Origin of the sequence: Serratia sp. BNK-12, assembly GCF_047456085.1 — a bacterium.
In the GTDB taxonomy this organism is placed as follows: Bacteria; Pseudomonadota; Gammaproteobacteria; order Enterobacterales; family Enterobacteriaceae; genus Serratia; species Serratia liquefaciens.
The window spans coordinates 3,827,289-3,842,571 of the sequence record NZ_CP179896.1 but is presented as its reverse complement, the minus strand read 5'-3'; the positions used below and the strand labels follow the sequence as shown (position 1 = coordinate 3,842,571).

The window sequence follows — 15,283 nt, the reverse complement described above, 5'->3', positions numbered from 1 at the left end:
ATAGCGTTTTCACACTGGTAACCGGCAGGCGTTCACCTGCCGGTTATGGCGATCAGGAATGCTGGTACAGCGGGTAAGTGAACAGCAGCAGATGGGTCAGATTAAGTCCGAAGTGGAATAAAATCGGCACCCACAAGCGGCCACTCCACATCCATGCCAGGCCGTAAATCAACCCGGCAAGCGTGGCGAAAATGACCATCAGCATGCCACCGGCCAGATGCGCGGCGCCAAAAATCAGCGCGGCAATAATCAATGCCGGCCAAGCCCCCAACCATTGGCTCAGCCGTTGCTGCAGATAACCGCGGAACAGCGCTTCTTCAGCCATGCAGACAAAGAACAGGTTGGCCATGATAAACGGCAGGATCCAGGTTGGGGTATGCAGCTCAATCTTCAGGCCGCCAAGCGCCACCGCCAGCAACAGCAAGGCTGGAACGCTGATAATCAGCGCCGTCCAGGCCGATGTACCTACGCTTTTTTCAGGTTTATCGCGTTTAAACAACGTTGGCAGACAGGCGAACAACAGGAAGGGCACTATCGCCTTGTCAAAGTTGTAATACATGGTGAAGGGTGCGCTTAACGGGCCTGCTTTATCGCCGTCGATCATCAATTGGTTATTGATCCCCGGCACCAGGTGCAGGAATAGCGCTACACAGCTTAAAACCACTAACACTTCAAGTGGGACAGCCAGATTACGCCGTGTCCGAAAATGGTGTCGCAGCCCTGCGAGGGCGGCAATGCCTAATAAGCAAGTCAGGCTGAGCGGGGTGAGTACCGCGTGGTACATGCCCATCCCCGCCGATGCGGCCAGAATCAACCAGGCAATAAGCCGGTTAAATGGCAAAAAGAATAACGAAGAAGCCAGTACGCCCCACATAACTATGTCCCTTTAAAATATGCACACGGTACCCATTACCGAAGGCAATCATTGCTTTATCGGTGTGCGAATGATCGGTGAGTTGGGCACTATGCCGGATAGTAGCACAGCGAAATGACGATAAAGGTCGGTGCAGTGGGTGAAATAGTGCTGTTAACCCTTCATCCAGGCTTGCGAACGGGTGATTTCCGCCAGGTTCTGCAGGATATCCAGACTCTGTTGGTGGATTTCCTGCGTCGGTGCGGCGCATAAGTCCTGCAAGACCGTCACCAGAAAACCGGCGTCGTGCGCCTGTCTAGCTGTGCTTTCGATCGCCAGTGGGGTACTGACCCCGCCTAGCAGCAAATGATGGCAGCGGTGCTGCTGCAGCCAGGCTAACAAATTGTTACCGGCAAAGGCGCTAACGCCGTGCTTTTCGAACTGAATATCCGTTGGCAGCACCTGCAAATCCTTATCCCATTGGCAGCCGGGGCTGCTCAGACGCAGTGCGCCAATCTGTTTCAGGTGGCTGAACAGCGGAGAGTGAGCGGGAATGTCGTGATAATCGTCGGCAAAACCGACGCGCACCCAAATCACAGGAATTTTACGTACCCGGGCGTAAGCCGCGGCGGCGTTGGTGTTGGCAATCAGGTTTAGTGCCAACATCTGCTCACGGCAATGATTCGCACGCCCTTTGGGGCCAATCAGATCGTCGATAAGATCGATAATAATCAGTGCGGCGGACATGGTGTCTCCAGAAGCGGATCCTTTACTCCTTATGATAAAAGGCCAAATGTGATGTGTTGCAGAGGAAGTGTTGCCGGATATGTCATCGGATGAGTAGCGGGGCTACCCATCCGCGCGGATTATCGAGGATTTCAGATCAGCGTATCCAACTGATAACGGTAGCCGTCTCCATCAGGGACAAAGCTCAGGCGGTGGGTAATACTTTGCGGCGCGTCTTCCGCATGGTGGGAGACAAACAGCAGTTGGGTCGATCCCTGGCCGATCAACACGTCGACAAAGCGACGGACCAACTGGCGATTGAGCGGATCCAGCCCCTGCAGCGGTTCGTCGAGGATCAACAGCGCCGGGTGTTTGACCAGTGCGCGGGCGATCAGCGCTAACCGTTGCTGGCCCCAGGAAAGGCTGTGGAAGGGGGCCTCGCCGTTTGCACCGCCCAGCCCCAGCAACGCCAGCCATTGGTCAGCCAATTGCCGTTGGCGATCGGATACCGCCTGGTAAATGCCGATCGAATCGAAAAAACCGGACAGGATCACGTTGCGCACGCTGGCGCTGACGCGGTAATCCAGATGCAGACTGCTGCTGACGTAGCCGATATGGCGTTTGATATCCCAGATGGTTTCCCCGCTGCCGCGCCGCCGGCCGAACAGGGTAAGATCGTTACTGTACCCCTGAGGGTGATCGCCGGTGATCAGGCTGAGCAGCGTCGATTTACCGGCACCGTTCGGGCCGACGATCTGCCAGTGTTCGCCGGGATTAACCTGCCAGTCGAGGTGATTGAGAATAGGTCGATCGTTGTAGCTGACCCTCCCGTCGCGCAGGATAATTAACGGTTGATCCGCCGGCAGCGTGGTTTTCTGCGCCGGATCTTCGGTTTCCGGCAGCGCCAGGCCATCCAGATTCTCGCTGTGCGCCAGTTGCGCTACCAGCGCTTCCGCCATCACCTGCCGGCGCGTCCCCTGGCTTGCCAGGGTGCAATCGGCCAGCACGCCCACGTTACGGATAAAGTCCGGCACTTCGTCAAAGCGATTGAGCACCAGCACCAGGGTATAGCCATGCCCGGAGAGATCATTCAACAGCGTAGCCAACTGAGCGCGTGAATTCACGTCCAGCCCGTCGAAGGGTTCATCCAGGATCAGTAAATCGGGTTGTGGCATTAGCGCCCGGCACAGCAGGGTTTTGCGCGTTTCGCCGGTAGAAAGGTATTTAAAGCGACGTGACAACAGCGGGGTAATGCCGAACTGCTCCGCCAGCTGCGCGCAGCGCGTGGGGTCTTTGACCTCTTCCTGAATGATTTCCGCTGCGGTGCGTCCGGTATCTTCCTCGCCTGGGCTGAGCAGGTCGGTATTGTTACGTTGCCATTCGTCGCTGACCAGCTTTTGCAACTGTTCGAAGGAGATGCGTACCGCATGCTTGAAATCGCTGCGGCGCTCGCCGTTGAGCAACACCAGTTCATCGGCCAGCGCGCGTGCCAGGGCGGATTTGCCGCTGCCGTTGGCGCCGACAAAGGCCCAGCTGTCGCCGGCCTGAATCTCCAGCGCTTCCAGCGTCAGGGTACGGGTATCGCTTAAGCGAAATGAACCTTGCGAAATGTGCAACGACGACATCACCTGTTCCTTTTTATGCAATTATTTTGTTTAGAAATAGGCGCATTGCGGAGCGATGTCAATCGGCAAAAATGCAACGTTACGTTGCGTTTAGCACAACGTGGCGACAATCACCCGATCGGCGTTAAACAAGGCGTGAACCTGGCTGCCGGTGCGCAGTTTAAGCTGCTGTAGCTCTGGGTTGGCCACGGTGGCGCACAGGGTTTCACCGCCCGTCAGCGTGACCAGCACCTCGCTGTGATCGGCACCCGGTTGAATGCTGGCGACCACGCCCGCCAATGCGTTGTCCGCTGCCCCGACCAGAGCCGGATCGGTATTCAGTTTCACCCAGGGGGCTTTAATCAGCGCCAGCACTTCCTTGCCGGGGGAGAGCTGCAGCCGATCGGCGCTCTGTTGGGTGATGGCCGCGCTGAGACGGGTTTTGCCGTCGTTAAGCAGAATATCCAGATGCTGCTGCACCTGCTGGTGATCGCGTTCGATCACGGTGCCAAAGAACTGGTTGCGGGCGCTGGTTTGCAGCGAGAAACGCGAGATTGCCGCTAACAGGCTATCGAGCGGCAACTCGTCCTGTTGCAGCACGTCGAAGGCTTTTTGTTGGATCTGCCCCAGCAGATCGTAAAGCTGGATCAACCGCTCACCGTAGCGAGTCACCTGCGCACCGCCACCGCCTTTGCCGCCGGTGGCACGTTCCACCACCGTCTGTTCCGCCAACTGGTTCATTTCGTTAATCGCGTCCCAGGCACTTTTGTAGCTGATGCCCGCCAGTTTGGCGCCCTGGCTGATGGAGCCGGTGTGCCGGACCTGTTTCAGCAGCGCGATGCGGCGCGGGTCGGCGAACAGCTTCTGCTGAAGTTTTAGGGTAAGAAGAATTTCGGCCTGCATAACGCGTCCTGTCGGCTGCAAAAGCCTTATTGTCGCCGATTTAGCCGCAAAGCGCCAAAGGATGCGTCGGCAACAGCCAGGGCTCGGTAACAATAAAAACTGGCCTTCAATTATTGAAATGTTATAACATAACAAAAAATATAATAATTGATGCCGACCACGGCGGGTTTTTATTTCACCAAAGGGATGCTGTAAATGAGTGCTGCACGTCTGGGTTTCGTCACGCCCAAAAAACCACCTTATTACCTGATTACCGCTTTGCTGTTAAGCCTGCCGAACGCCGCGCTGGCCGTCGGCGCTTGCGACAAAATCGAAAAGTCATCACGTTGCGAAGACAGCTTAACCGTGCAGGCATCCAGCCAGCCCCAGAGCACCTATGGCTCGTTGGAGGTCGTCACCCAGTCGGCTTCGCGCCTGGGGCTGACCAATCTGGAAACCCCACGCAGTATTGATGTTATCAGCGCACAGGCTATCCAGCAGCGGGGTGATAAATCGCTCGCCGCCGTTGTCGAGCGTGCTCCCGGCATGTCCGGCGTGGCTTCCCCCACGCTCAGCAATAACTTTTCACTTCGCGGTTTCAGGCCGGTGTCCTGGCTGTATAACGGCGTCGAAACGCCGGGCAGCACCCTTCAGCTAGCGGATCCTTCCCATTACGGCAGTGTAGAAGTGTTGCGCGGCCCCGGATCGGTGCTCAATGGCCTGAGCGCCGCCGGCGGCAGCGTCAATCTGCTTTCGCGCCAGCCGACCTTCAGCCGCCAGCCCATCGAGTTCGACTATGGCCTGTCGAGTTATAACAGCCAGCGCCTGCACCTGGGAGCGGGAGGGACGTTAGTCGACGACGTGGCAGCCTATCGTCTGGACGTCAGCGGCAGCGACAGCGGCACCAATGTGCAATATGAGCGTGACAAACAGAAACGGGTATCCGGCGCGCTGCTGTTTAAACTGTCTGATAATGCCCTGCTGACGTTAAGCCTGGATCGCATGCTCAATCGCACCAACAACCCTTACTACGGCACGCCGCTGGTGGAAGGGAACATCGCCCGCGAACTGCGCGATATCAACTACAACAACCTGACCGACAGTCGTATCCAGAGCAACGCCACGTCGTTTCAGGCCAGCCTGGATTGGTTCACCACGCCTGAAATTGAGCTGCATAACCAGTTCTACTATTACAGCGGCTTTCGCGAATGGCGCAATGTGGAACGCTTTCGCATCTCGGCGGCCACCCAGCCCGGCTATGTCAATCGCGATTCGTTCGGGGCGCTGGCCCACGATGACGACCTGATCGGCAACCGCAGTTCACTGGTGTTCGACCGGCCGTTGGGCGGCTTCGATAACCGGTTTATTGTCGGCCTTGATCTGAGTAAACGTCGCTTTCAGTACTACTCCAACGGCTTCCCCGGTTCCGAAGAGGTTCCGCTGCAGGCACCGATCAGAGAAAGTTTTTCACAGGGCACCGCTAGCCAACGTTCTCCGGTTCGCCACGTTACGCAAAACCAGTACGCCGCTTTTATGGAAGACCGCTTCAGCCTGACTGAACGTTTAACCCTGCTGGGGCAGTTGCGCTACAACCATATGGATATGGATTGGCATTTTCAGGGCCCGCAAGAAGAGCGCTCCGCGCAAACCTACGCCTTCAGCGTCTGGAGCCTGGGCCCCAGCTATGCGTTGACCGATAACATCAATATTTACGCCAACTACACCACCGGCAAGGAGCCGGGCAACGACCTGTTCTTTTTAAGTCCGGCGCAAACCGGTCTGCCGCTTACCCGGGTACGCCAATGGGAAGTCGGCGCCAAGGGGCAGTTTTGGGATAACAAGGGAGAGGCCACGCTGGCGTTGTACGAACTGCGCAAGGACAACCTGTTTGTGCCCAATGCGCAGCAGCCGGATACGCTAAATGCCGTTGGCCGGCAGACCTCGCGCGGCGTGGAATTAAGCCTGATGTTGCGCCCCAGCGATCGCTGGGAGCTGGCCGCCAATGCGGCCTACACCCACGCCCGTTATGATGAGTACCGCGGCGGCAGCCCGTTACGTAGCTATAACGGTAATCGTCCGGCCTACATCCCTGACTGGACCGCCAACCTTACGGCACGTTATATGCCGACGGAACAGTGGGGGCTCACCTCATCGCTGCGCTACGTGGGCAGCAGTTATAACGACGACGCCAACCAGCGTAAAATGCCGTCCTACACCACGCTCGATCTGGCCACGGACTATCAGATCACCCAGACCGTGGGTGTGGGCGTGCGTATCAGAAACGTCACTAACCAGTTGTATGCCTATCAACGTACTTACCCGGATCAGGTGCTGATTGCGCCATCACGCACCTATGAAAGCTTTATTTCGGTGAGGTTCTGATCCCGCTATGCAGCCGATAATCTGCCTGCTGGTGGCGCTGGGCCTGTCGTTTCACGCGCTGGCGCAGGCCGGTGCTGTCACCCTCAATAACTGTGACCAGGCGTACCGCTACCCGGCGGCGCCTGAGCGGGTGCTGGTTTACGCCAACCCCGCGTTGGAAAACCTGCTGGCGCTGGGACTGGCGCAGCGCATCGTCGGCATTATCGGTTATGACTATGCACGGGATACGGCTCCGTCTCCGACGACGCGGGGCAAAGCCCTGAGCCAGCTGTCGGCCGCCGCACCGCCGTCGGCGGAACCTTTGCTGTTGCTCAATCCGGATTTGGTCTATTCGGCCAGTTACTACTGGTTTAACAGCCCGGAAACGCCCAGCCGCGATCGGCTGACGGAGTGGGGAATCGCTACCTATCTCTCGCCTGACGTCTGCAGTGGCCAACAAAGTACCGTAAGCCGCTCGGCGAGCTTCGAGGGTATTTTTGCCGAACTGCGTGAAATTGCCCGAATTTTTCACGTCACCGGCGTAGCTGAGCGCTTAATTAAAAAGCAGCAGTCACAACTGCGGGAACTGGAGCGACAGGCGGCGTCCTTGCCCCAACAGCGGCTACTTTGGTGGTATGCCGGTACGCAAACCCCTTATGTGGCGGGATGCTGCGGCGCACCTGCACTGTTGACCCGTCAGATTGGCAGTCAAAATCTGTTTGGGGATCTGCCCGAGCTTTGGCCCACCGTATCCTGGGAAACCATTGCCGCCCGCGATCCCGACGTGATTGTGCTGGGCGATTTACCCCGTGGCGGCCTCGGCGACAGTGCCAAAGATAAGATCCATTTTCTGGAGCATCACCCCCTGACCTCAACCCTGCGCGCCGTGCGCCAAAAACGCTATGTCATTTTGCCCGGCTACGACCTGGATCCCTCGGTGCGTACCCTGGCAGCCTTGCAACGTTTAATTCAGGGCCTGCAGCAACAGGCCCTAGGATCATCCATTCTCAAAAAGGAACCCTGATATGTCCTCTCTTTCATTCTCCTCACTGTTGACCTCGTGGGATCAGCAACAAGGGGCTTACATCGCCGAGCGAGAAGCGCGTTTTAATGCCCAACTCGAGGTGTTAGCGCTTTCGGTCGGCGAGGATTTTCACGTACTAGATCTGGCTTGTGGGCCGGGATCGCTAAGCCTGCGCATCCTTCAGCGTTTCCCGCAGGCCAAAGTGACGGCGATGGATCTCGATCCGTTATTGTTGGCTATCGCCCGCGGTGCCCTGGCGGAATATGGCGACAGGATCCGCATTCTTCAGGCCGATCTCGCCGATCCTGAGTGTTTCTCATCGCTCGAGGGGGCAACGCCTGATGCGGTGGTTTCCAGCACGGCGCTGCACTGGTTAATGCCGGAACAGCTGACGGTGCTGTATCGCAACATCGCCGAACGGCTGCCCAAGGGGGGCGTATTTTTGAATGCTGACCACCAGCGTTATGACCATCGGCAGCCACGCGTTAAAACGTTGGCTGAACTGCACGATAACCAGACGCAGCAACAGGCCTGGCGCAACGGTGTCGAAGACTGGGAGCAGTGGTTTGACAAGGTGCAGCAGTTGCCGGAGCTGGCGCAATATCGGCAACAGCGGGAAAAGCTGTTCGCCGGGCGTCCTGTCCCTCCGGCGACGGCATTAGATTTCCAACTGGCCAGCCTGACGCAGGCGGGGTTTACCGAAGTAGAGCCGGTCTGGCAGTTGTTGGATGACTACGTGATTGCAGGCTGGAAATAGTATGGACGGATCGGTACGCCGGGGGGCCAGGCGTTCAGGCGGTTGGTTGTGCATGCTGGCGCTGGCGTTGCCGCTATTTTTGCTCGCTGCCTCGTTGTACGGACCGGCGCCAATATCGCTGCATGACGCGTGGCGTATTTTGTCTGCCCCTGGCGCCGCTAACGCCGAGGACGGTAGCGAGATTTATCAACGGATAATCTGGTCATTGAGAATGCCGAGGGCGCTGTTGGCCGCGGTGGCAGGGGCCGGTCTGGCCTTGGCCGGCACCGTCCTGCAATCGCTGACGCGCAACCCGTTGGCCGATCCCTGGGTGCTGGGGATCTCTTCCGGGGCGGGCGTGGGCGCTGTTCTGGTGCTGGTGTTGGGGCTCGGCGGCGGCCTGTTGTCGGTGTCTGGCGGAGCATTTATCGGTGCGGCCGGGGCCTTTGCTCTGGTTTTACTGCTCGCCGGGCGTTCCTTGAACGCCGAGTCATCGCTGTTTATTTTGGCGGGGGTCGCGGTCACGCAACTGCTTTCGGCACTGACCTCGCTGATTACCCTATGGCAAGCGGACGCCAATGCCACGCGTGGCGTGATGTTCTGGCTATTGGGATCCTTCAGTGACGCCCGCTGGTCGCAGGTGGGGCTTTGCGCTCTGCTGCTGGCGGCGGCACTGGCGGTTTGCTGGATGAAAGCGGGCGAGCTGGACGCACTGGCATTCGGCGGCCTGACCGCGGCGTCGTTGGGAGTGGCGGTGGCGCCGCTGAAGCTGCTGCTGTACGGCATTACCATGGCGCTGACGGCCGTTATCGTCGCATTCAGCGGCGCGGTGGGGTTTATTGGGCTGACGGTGCCGCACGTCGCCAGACTGCTGGTCGGGCCGCGTCACCGGTTGCTGTTGCCGGCCAGCGCGCTGTGCGGCGCGTTGTTTGCCGTCGCGGCGGACACCCTGGCCAGAACCTTGTTTGAACCGCGCGAACTGCCGGTGGGCGTCTTGACCGCGTTGTTGGGTGTCCCGGTATTTCTCGCCTTGCTGTATCGGAAAATAAATGCATGAACATTGAAAGCCGGTTATCGGGGCTGCGTGCCGAAGGGTTGGGGTGGTCAACGGCAGAAAGAGTGGTGCTGAATAACCTCAGTTTTCACGCCCGGCCCGGTGAAATTACCGGCGTGCTCGGCGTCAACGGCAGCGGAAAATCTACGCTGCTCAAGTTACTGGCGGGATTGATTTCCCCCAGCCGTGGCCGGGTGTATTTGCAGCAAACCGATATTGCCTCAATGAAAGGGCGCGAGCGAGCCAAATCCATGACTTTCCTCGAACAGTCCGGGCCCGGCGCCTTTGCCATTGCGGTGAAAGACGTGGTGTTGCTCGGGCGTCTGGTTTACGCCAGCCGCTGGGCAGGATTCAGCGCGGTAGATTATCGCATTGCCGGGCAGGCGATGGAGCAGGTCGGCATTTCGCACCTGGCCGAGCGTGAATGGCATCAGCTGTCCGGCGGGGAACAGCAACGCGTTCATCTGGCACGCGCGCTGGCGCAACAAACGCCATGGCTGTTATTGGATGAACCTGCCAACCATCTTGATATTGCCCATCAGCAGCAGTTTATGGCGTTATTGCGGCGGCTGGGCATCAGCGTAGTGGTTTCGCTGCACGACCTGAATTTGGCGGCCTGCTACTGTGACCGGCTGATGTTGTTAAAGCAGGGCGGTTTACACGCGTTCGGCCCCCCGCAGCAGGTGCTGACATCGGAGACGATAGACAGGGTTTATGGGGTAGAGGCCAGGCTGGCGGCGGTTAGCGATTATGCCGCGCCGCTGATCTATTATCCTGTTCAATAGCGTTCGCCGCAGGCCGATAGACGCCACCGGAGCACAAATGGCACGTTTGGCCGGTTACAAATTCCGCCAAGTCTTTAAAATAACCCCGTTTTAGTCGGTTTTTTGGTTTAAACTAGAATTTACGTGGCGGTGTTCATTACCGCTCAATGGGCAGTTAAGTGAGGCTACCATGTTGGATTTATTGAAAAGTTTGCTGTTCGCTGTGGTCATGGTTCCGGTTGTGATGGCCATCATCCTCGGCCTGATCTACGGTTTGGCGGAAGTGTTCAACATTTTCTCCAAAGTGGGCCGTTCGAAAGAAAATCGTACCCAGCACTGATCGTTACCCATCCCCATTTCAAAGCCTGCCGGCGTCGTTCGGCAGGTAGATATATGCCCTAAATAATTCGAGTGGCTTGTAGGCGGCAACGCAGTGAATCCCCGGGAGCTTACTCTGGTAAGTGACCGGGGTGAACGAGGAGAGCCAACACCCAAGCAGCTTGAAGTATGACGGGTATATCAAGATATCTCACACCCTGCCGATAAACCGCATGACAAGCTTCTGCGCGACGTTATATTATTTTTTATATAACGAAGAGTGATAATGCACGTTAACTTGCGGAGAAAACAATGAAACAGCAATGGACTAAGTGGGTCGGCGGTATCGTATTGGCATCCGGTATGGTTATGCAGGCATCGGCAGCGGATAAAATTACCGTTTTTGCGGCCGCCTCGCTGACTAACGCACTGCAGGATATCGCGACCCAATACCAGAAAGGCAAGGATGTGCAGGTGGTTTCCTCATTCGCCTCTTCTTCCACGCTGGCGCGCCAGATTGAGCAGGGCGCGCCGGCCGATCTGTTTATCTCTGCCGATCAGCAGTGGATGGATTACGCCATCGACAAACAGCAAATGGTCAAAGACACCCGTTACACCCTGTTGGGCAACGAACTGGTGTTGATCGCGGCAAAAGACGCCAAACCGGCTAAAATCACGCTCGACAAGCAAACCGACTGGGCAAAACTGCTCAATGGCGGCCGCCTGTCGGTGGGTGATCCGGATCACGTGCCTGCCGGCATTTATGCCAAGGAAGCGCTGCAGAATCTCGGAGCCTGGACCGCGCTGGAACCTAAGTTGGCCCGGGCCAACAACGTACGCAGCGCCATGGCATTGGTAGAACGTGGCGAAGCGCCGTTGGGCATTGTTTATGGTTCAGACGCGGTAGCCAGTGATAAAGTCAGCGTGGTGGCCATCTTCCCGGAAGACAGCCACAAACCGGTGGAATACCCGATGGCGATAGTGAAAGGTCATCAAACCCCGGCCGTCAGCGCGTTCTACAGCTACCTGAAGAGCCCGGAAGCGGCTGCTATTTTCAAACATTATGGATTCTCCCCGCGTAAATGATCCTGAGTGATTACGAGTGGCAGGCCGTTGAACTGAGCCTGAAAGTGTCCGCCCTGGCGGTGGTGTGCAGTTTACCCTTTGGCATTCTGATGGCCTGGGTACTGGTACGCTGCCGCTTCCCGGGTAAATCGCTGCTGGACAGTATTATTCACCTGCCGCTGGTACTGCCACCGGTGGTGGTCGGCTATTTATTGCTGATCGCCATGGGGCGGCGCGGCGTGATTGGTGAATGGCTGTATGACTGGTTTGGCTTCAGTTTCAGCTTTAGCTGGCGCGGTGCGGCGCTGGCTTCTGCCGTGGTGGCGTTCCCGCTGATGGTGCGCGCCATCCGGTTGGCGCTGGAGGCGGTGGATACCCGGCTGGAGCAGGCTGCCCGCACCCTGGGGGCCAACCCGTGGCGGGTGTTTTTCACCATCACGCTGCCGCTGTCGCTGCCCGGCGTGATTGTCGGTGTGGTATTGGCCTTTGCCCGTTCTCTGGGCGAGTTCGGCGCCACCATTACCTTTGTTTCCAACATTCCCGGCGAGACGCGTACCATACCGCTGGCGATGTATACCCTGATTGAAACGCCGGGGGCTGAAGCCGCCGCCGCGCGCCTGTGCGTGATTGCCATAGTGCTGTCACTGCTTTCACTGATGGTTTCCGAGTGGCTGGCCCGCTGGGGTCGTAAACGGATGGGCGTGTAAATGCTGGAGCTGGATTTCTCCCAACGCCTTGGGGATTTAAACCTTAACGTGCGCGCCGATCTGCCCGCGCAGGGCATCACCGCGATTTTTGGCCTGTCGGGTGCGGGTAAAACTTCCTTAATCAATGCCATTGGCGGCCTGACGCGCCTGCAGCAAGGCCGCATTGTGCTCAATGGCCGTACGCTGGTGGATACCGCCAGCGGCCTGTGCCTGCCACCGGAGAAGCGGCGGATTGGCTACGTGTTCCAGGACGCGCGCCTGTTCCCGCATTATCGGGTACGTGGCAACTTGCAATACGGTATGGCGACCAGTATGCGTGCTCAGTTCGACAACATTGTTGAATTGCTGGGTATCGGACCCTTGCTCAACCGCCTGCCGTTGACGCTGTCAGGCGGTGAAAAACAGCGGGTGGCGATTGGTCGTGCTTTATTGACCGCGCCGGAGTTGCTGCTGATGGATGAACCTCTGGCGTCGCTGGACCTGCCGCGCAAGCGCGAACTGCTGCCGTATCTGGAGCGGTTGGCGCAGGACGTCAATACGCCGATCCTTTACGTCAGCCACAGCATGGATGAAATTCTGCGTTTGGCCGAGCAGGTGATGGTGCTGGATAACGGTCAGGTAAGGGCATTCGGCGGGCTGGAAGAAGTGTGGGCCAGCAGCGCACTGCGGCCATGGTTGCAGCGTGAAGATCAAAGCAGCGTGCTGCGCGTCAGCGTAATTGAACATCATGCGCGCTACGCCATGACGGCCCTGGCGTTGGGCGACCAACGCCTGTGGGTCAGCGGAGTCGATGCCGCGTTGGGCGCTCAACTGCGCATCCGAATCAACGCCGCCGACGTTTCATTGGTGCTGCAGCCGCCGGTCAACAGCAGTATCCGCAACGTACTGCCGGCCAAGGTGACCGAGTGCCTGGACGTGGATGGGCAGGTGGAGGTGAAACTGGCGGTGGGAGAGAGCGTGCTGTGGGCGCGTATTACGCCGTGGGCGCGTGATGAGTTGGCGATCCGACCGGGTCAATGGTTGTATGCGCAGGTGAAAAGCGTGTCGATCAGCCGCGAGGCGCGTTAAATAGCGCCCTCCCCGCGGGGAGGGCAATCACGAATTACTGACCCAGCACGAGCGTGCGGATCACCTCGGCGATGCCGGGCTGCAGGTGATCGGCGATCACCAAATCGGCGCGTTGCTTGATAGCGTCATCGGCATTGCCCATCGCCACGCCCAGGCCTACCGCTTCCAGCATGCTGAGGTCATTGTAGTTATCCCCGAACGCCACCACCTGATCCATGCTCAGGCCCTGCGACTCGACCCACTGCTGCAGGCGTTTCCCTTTGCTGTTGCCGCCTTTGGCGATATCGACCTGATCGTGCCACGACCATTCGCAGGCCAGTCCCAGCTCTTTTTCCACCGTTTCGGCAAACTGGCGCAGAGCGGGAATATCGGCGTGCGAAGTGGCGAATTTCCAGATGGATTGTGCTTCATCGGCCGCCTGTACCAGGCTGTTGACCTGCAACAGCGTTGGGCGCTGCGCCGGCGGCAGGGTTTCCGCCCAGGCAAGTGAACGGGTGACGTGGCCGCTGGGTTCCTGATACAGCATGGCGTCGTCCACGTACATCAGGCCGTGAATGCCACTTTGTTTCAGCATTTGCAGCACCAGTTTGGCCTGATCTTTGGCCAGCGGATCGGCGGCCAGCACTTTTTGCTGCTGGAAGTCATACAGATAGGTGCCGTTGCAGCAGATTGCCGGGGTGTCTATCTCCAGCGCCTGATAAAACGGGTGGATCGCCACGTGATGGCGGCCGGTGACGACAATCACTTTGATACCGGCAGCGCGCGCTTGCGCCAGGGCTGCCAGCGACTGCGGTAAAATGCGTTTTTGGTTGTCCAGCAGGGTGCCATCCAGATCGAGGGCAATGACGCGGTAGCTCATAGGGATCTCATTATCGTTAGCAACAAAATTAAACCGATGGTACACCGGATAAGCGATGGATAAAACAGCACAGATTTCCTCAGCAACACAGGGTTGTTATGTCACGGATGTGAGGTAAGCTAGGGGAAACCGAAAAACCTGAAACCGGTTTCTCTCTTACCCTATTCAAGGAGAACACATGAAGCAAATCGTTTATGTCGCCAGCCCGGAAAGCCAACAAATTCACGTCTGGCAGTTAGGCGATGCAGGGGCCCTGGCGCTGCTGCAAACCGTCGAAGTCCCGGGTCAGGTGCAACCGATGGCGATCCACCCGGACCGAACGCACCTGTACGTCGGCGTGCGCCCGGCGTTCGGCATTGTCAGCTACCGCATCGAGGCGGACGGCACGCTGCAACAGGCGGGCATGGCACCGCTGCCGGGCAGCCCGACCCACATCTCCACCGATTTACAGGGGCGTTATCTGTTCTCCGCCTCCTACAGCGGCAACTGCGCCAGCGTCAGTCCGATCGGCCATGACGGCGTAGTGGGCGCACCTCTTCAGCAGATTGACGGGTTAACTGCGCCGCACTCGGCCAATATCGATCCGACCAATCAGCTGCTGCTGGTGCCTTGCCTGAAAGAAGATCGCATTCGTTTGTTCAATTTGGATCAACAGGGTGAACTGACGCCGTATGCTCAGCAAGCGGTTGCAACCGCCGCCGGTGCTGGCCCGCGCCACATGGCATTCCACCCTAACGACAAATTTGCCTACTGCGTCAACGAGCTGGACGGCACGGTAGACGTGCTGGCCATCAGTGAAAACGGCGCTAAATACACCCTGGCGCAAACGCTGGATATCATGCCTGCCGATTTCAACGGCACACGTTGGGCGGCGGATATTCACCTCACGCCGAATGGCCGCTTCCTCTACACCAGCGACCGCACCGCCAGCATTTTGACCATTTTCAGCGTCTCCGAAGATGGCAGCACCCTGTCGGTCGTTGGCTACCACCCGACTGAAGAGCAGCCACGCGGCTTCAACATCGACCACAGCGGCCACTTTGTGATCTCGTCCGGCCAGAAGTCCGATCATATCGGGGTATATGAAATCGATCAGGCCAGCGGCAAGCTGACCACTCTGGCACGTTACCCGGTGGGTAAAGGCCCGATGTGGGTAAGCGTATTAGCGAAGTAAATGATACCCGGTTGCCGTAAGGGTGAATGAATAATGAGGGCGCAGCTTGCTGCGCCCCTACAGTCTCTCGGGTTGGGGTTGTTTTTCC

At 58.1% G+C, this 15,283-nt stretch carries 15 protein-coding genes; 10 read left to right on the top strand and 5 right to left on the bottom strand.

Annotated features, from left to right (window positions below; genetic code table 11):
• Positions 1 to 52: 52 nt before the first annotated feature.
• From ACMGG1_RS17905 to modE, 4 genes are all read right to left on the bottom strand, one after another.
• Positions 53 to 874 (bottom strand): CPBP family intramembrane glutamic endopeptidase, encoded by an 822-nt coding sequence (locus tag ACMGG1_RS17905; protein WP_217330923.1) that lies wholly within the window; start codon positions 872 to 874, stop codon positions 53 to 55.
• 153 nt (positions 875 to 1,027) lie between these two features.
• Positions 1,028 to 1,600 carry a cysteine hydrolase family protein gene (locus ACMGG1_RS17900; RefSeq protein WP_414160908.1) on the bottom strand — a complete coding sequence of 191 codons (573 nt, stop codon included), beginning with the start codon at positions 1,598 to 1,600 and terminating at the stop codon, positions 1,028 to 1,030.
• A gap of 131 nt (positions 1,601 to 1,731) precedes the next feature.
• A complete protein-coding gene (gene modF, locus ACMGG1_RS17895; protein ID WP_174573881.1) occupies positions 1,732 to 3,204 on the bottom strand; it encodes a molybdate ABC transporter ATP-binding protein ModF in 1,473 nt (490 codons plus the stop codon).
• Between the two features lie 90 nt (positions 3,205 to 3,294).
• Positions 3,295 to 4,086 (bottom strand): molybdenum-dependent transcriptional regulator, encoded by a 792-nt coding sequence (gene modE / locus ACMGG1_RS17890; RefSeq protein WP_046374251.1) that lies wholly within the window; start codon positions 4,084 to 4,086, stop codon positions 3,295 to 3,297.
• A 195-nt stretch (positions 4,087 to 4,281) separates the two neighbouring features.
• On the opposite strand from modE, the gene ACMGG1_RS17885 reads away from it, so the two are divergent.
• The 9 genes from ACMGG1_RS17885 to modC all read left to right on the top strand — a co-directional run bounded on the left by ACMGG1_RS17885 (position 4,282) and on the right by modC (position 13,162).
• On the top strand, positions 4,282 to 6,447 hold the full coding sequence (locus ACMGG1_RS17885; RefSeq protein WP_130015922.1) for a TonB-dependent receptor: 2,166 nt from the start codon (positions 4,282 to 4,284) through the stop codon (positions 6,445 to 6,447).
• 7 nt (positions 6,448 to 6,454) lie between these two features.
• Positions 6,455 to 7,450, top strand: coding sequence for an ABC transporter substrate-binding protein (locus ACMGG1_RS17880; protein WP_262244529.1), 996 nt, complete (start codon positions 6,455 to 6,457; stop codon positions 7,448 to 7,450).
• Between the two features lies 1 nt (position 7,451).
• Positions 7,452 to 8,207 (top strand): class I SAM-dependent methyltransferase, encoded by a 756-nt coding sequence (locus tag ACMGG1_RS17875; RefSeq protein ID WP_414160907.1) that lies wholly within the window; start codon positions 7,452 to 7,454, stop codon positions 8,205 to 8,207.
• Between the two features lies 1 nt (position 8,208).
• Complete coding sequence (locus ACMGG1_RS17870; protein ID WP_128863932.1) at positions 8,209 to 9,243, top strand: FecCD family ABC transporter permease; 1,035 nt, start codon at positions 8,209 to 8,211, stop codon at positions 9,241 to 9,243.
• Positions 9,240 to 10,025, top strand: coding sequence for an ABC transporter ATP-binding protein (locus tag ACMGG1_RS17865; RefSeq protein ID WP_122077635.1), 786 nt, complete (start codon positions 9,240 to 9,242; stop codon positions 10,023 to 10,025). Before ACMGG1_RS17870 ends, ACMGG1_RS17865 begins: the two co-directional genes overlap by 4 nt.
• A gap of 169 nt (positions 10,026 to 10,194) precedes the next feature.
• Positions 10,195 to 10,344: an AcrZ family multidrug efflux pump-associated protein gene (locus tag ACMGG1_RS17860; protein ID WP_020825707.1), complete on the top strand. Its 150-nt coding sequence runs from the start codon at positions 10,195 to 10,197 to the stop codon at positions 10,342 to 10,344.
• 290 nt (positions 10,345 to 10,634) lie between these two features.
• A complete protein-coding gene (gene modA / locus ACMGG1_RS17855) occupies positions 10,635 to 11,408 on the top strand; it encodes a molybdate ABC transporter substrate-binding protein (protein ID WP_020825708.1) in 774 nt (257 codons plus the stop codon).
• Positions 11,405 to 12,094 carry a molybdate ABC transporter permease subunit gene (gene modB, locus ACMGG1_RS17850; RefSeq protein ID WP_259216588.1) on the top strand — a complete coding sequence of 230 codons (690 nt, stop codon included), beginning with the start codon at positions 11,405 to 11,407 and terminating at the stop codon, positions 12,092 to 12,094. Before modA ends, modB begins: the two co-directional genes overlap by 4 nt.
• Complete coding sequence (modC, locus tag ACMGG1_RS17845; protein WP_020825710.1) at positions 12,095 to 13,162, top strand: molybdenum ABC transporter ATP-binding protein ModC; 1,068 nt, start codon at positions 12,095 to 12,097, stop codon at positions 13,160 to 13,162. It abuts the gene before it with no gap.
• A 34-nt stretch (positions 13,163 to 13,196) separates the two neighbouring features.
• Here the strand turns inward: modC and ACMGG1_RS17840 are convergent, their stop codons facing one another.
• Positions 13,197 to 14,021, bottom strand: coding sequence for a pyridoxal phosphatase (locus ACMGG1_RS17840; RefSeq protein WP_262244528.1), 825 nt, complete (start codon positions 14,019 to 14,021; stop codon positions 13,197 to 13,199).
• Between the two features lie 178 nt (positions 14,022 to 14,199).
• On the opposite strand from ACMGG1_RS17840, the gene pgl reads away from it, so the two are divergent.
• Positions 14,200 to 15,195: a 6-phosphogluconolactonase gene (gene pgl, locus ACMGG1_RS17835; protein WP_262244527.1), complete on the top strand. Its 996-nt coding sequence runs from the start codon at positions 14,200 to 14,202 to the stop codon at positions 15,193 to 15,195.
• The last annotated feature ends 88 nt before the right edge of the window (positions 15,196 to 15,283 follow it).

Coding starts and splice junctions, on each gene's coding strand:
- ACMGG1_RS17905 (WP_217330923.1), bottom strand. CDS start 874: ATGTGGGGCGTACTGGCTTCTTCGTTATTCTTTTTGCCATTTAACCGG.
- ACMGG1_RS17900 (WP_414160908.1), bottom strand. CDS start 1,600: ATGTCCGCCGCACTGATTATTATCGATCTTATCGACGATCTGATTGGC.
- modA (WP_020825708.1), top strand. CDS start 10,635: ATGAAACAGCAATGGACTAAGTGGGTCGGCGGTATCGTATTGGCATCC.
- ACMGG1_RS17840 (WP_262244528.1), bottom strand. CDS start 14,021: ATGAGCTACCGCGTCATTGCCCTCGATCTGGATGGCACCCTGCTGGAC.
- ACMGG1_RS17865 (WP_122077635.1), top strand. CDS start 9,240: ATGAACATTGAAAGCCGGTTATCGGGGCTGCGTGCCGAAGGGTTGGGG.
- modF (WP_174573881.1), bottom strand. CDS start 3,204: ATGTCGTCGTTGCACATTTCGCAAGGTTCATTTCGCTTAAGCGATACC.
- ACMGG1_RS17860 (WP_020825707.1), top strand. CDS start 10,195: ATGTTGGATTTATTGAAAAGTTTGCTGTTCGCTGTGGTCATGGTTCCG.
- modB (WP_259216588.1), top strand. CDS start 11,405: ATGATCCTGAGTGATTACGAGTGGCAGGCCGTTGAACTGAGCCTGAAA.
- pgl (WP_262244527.1), top strand. CDS start 14,200: ATGAAGCAAATCGTTTATGTCGCCAGCCCGGAAAGCCAACAAATTCAC.
- ACMGG1_RS17885 (WP_130015922.1), top strand. CDS start 4,282: ATGAGTGCTGCACGTCTGGGTTTCGTCACGCCCAAAAAACCACCTTAT.
- ACMGG1_RS17870 (WP_128863932.1), top strand. CDS start 8,209: ATGGACGGATCGGTACGCCGGGGGGCCAGGCGTTCAGGCGGTTGGTTG.
- ACMGG1_RS17880 (WP_262244529.1), top strand. CDS start 6,455: ATGCAGCCGATAATCTGCCTGCTGGTGGCGCTGGGCCTGTCGTTTCAC.
- modE (WP_046374251.1), bottom strand. CDS start 4,086: ATGCAGGCCGAAATTCTTCTTACCCTAAAACTTCAGCAGAAGCTGTTC.
- modC (WP_020825710.1), top strand. CDS start 12,095: ATGCTGGAGCTGGATTTCTCCCAACGCCTTGGGGATTTAAACCTTAAC.
- ACMGG1_RS17875 (WP_414160907.1), top strand. CDS start 7,452: ATGTCCTCTCTTTCATTCTCCTCACTGTTGACCTCGTGGGATCAGCAA.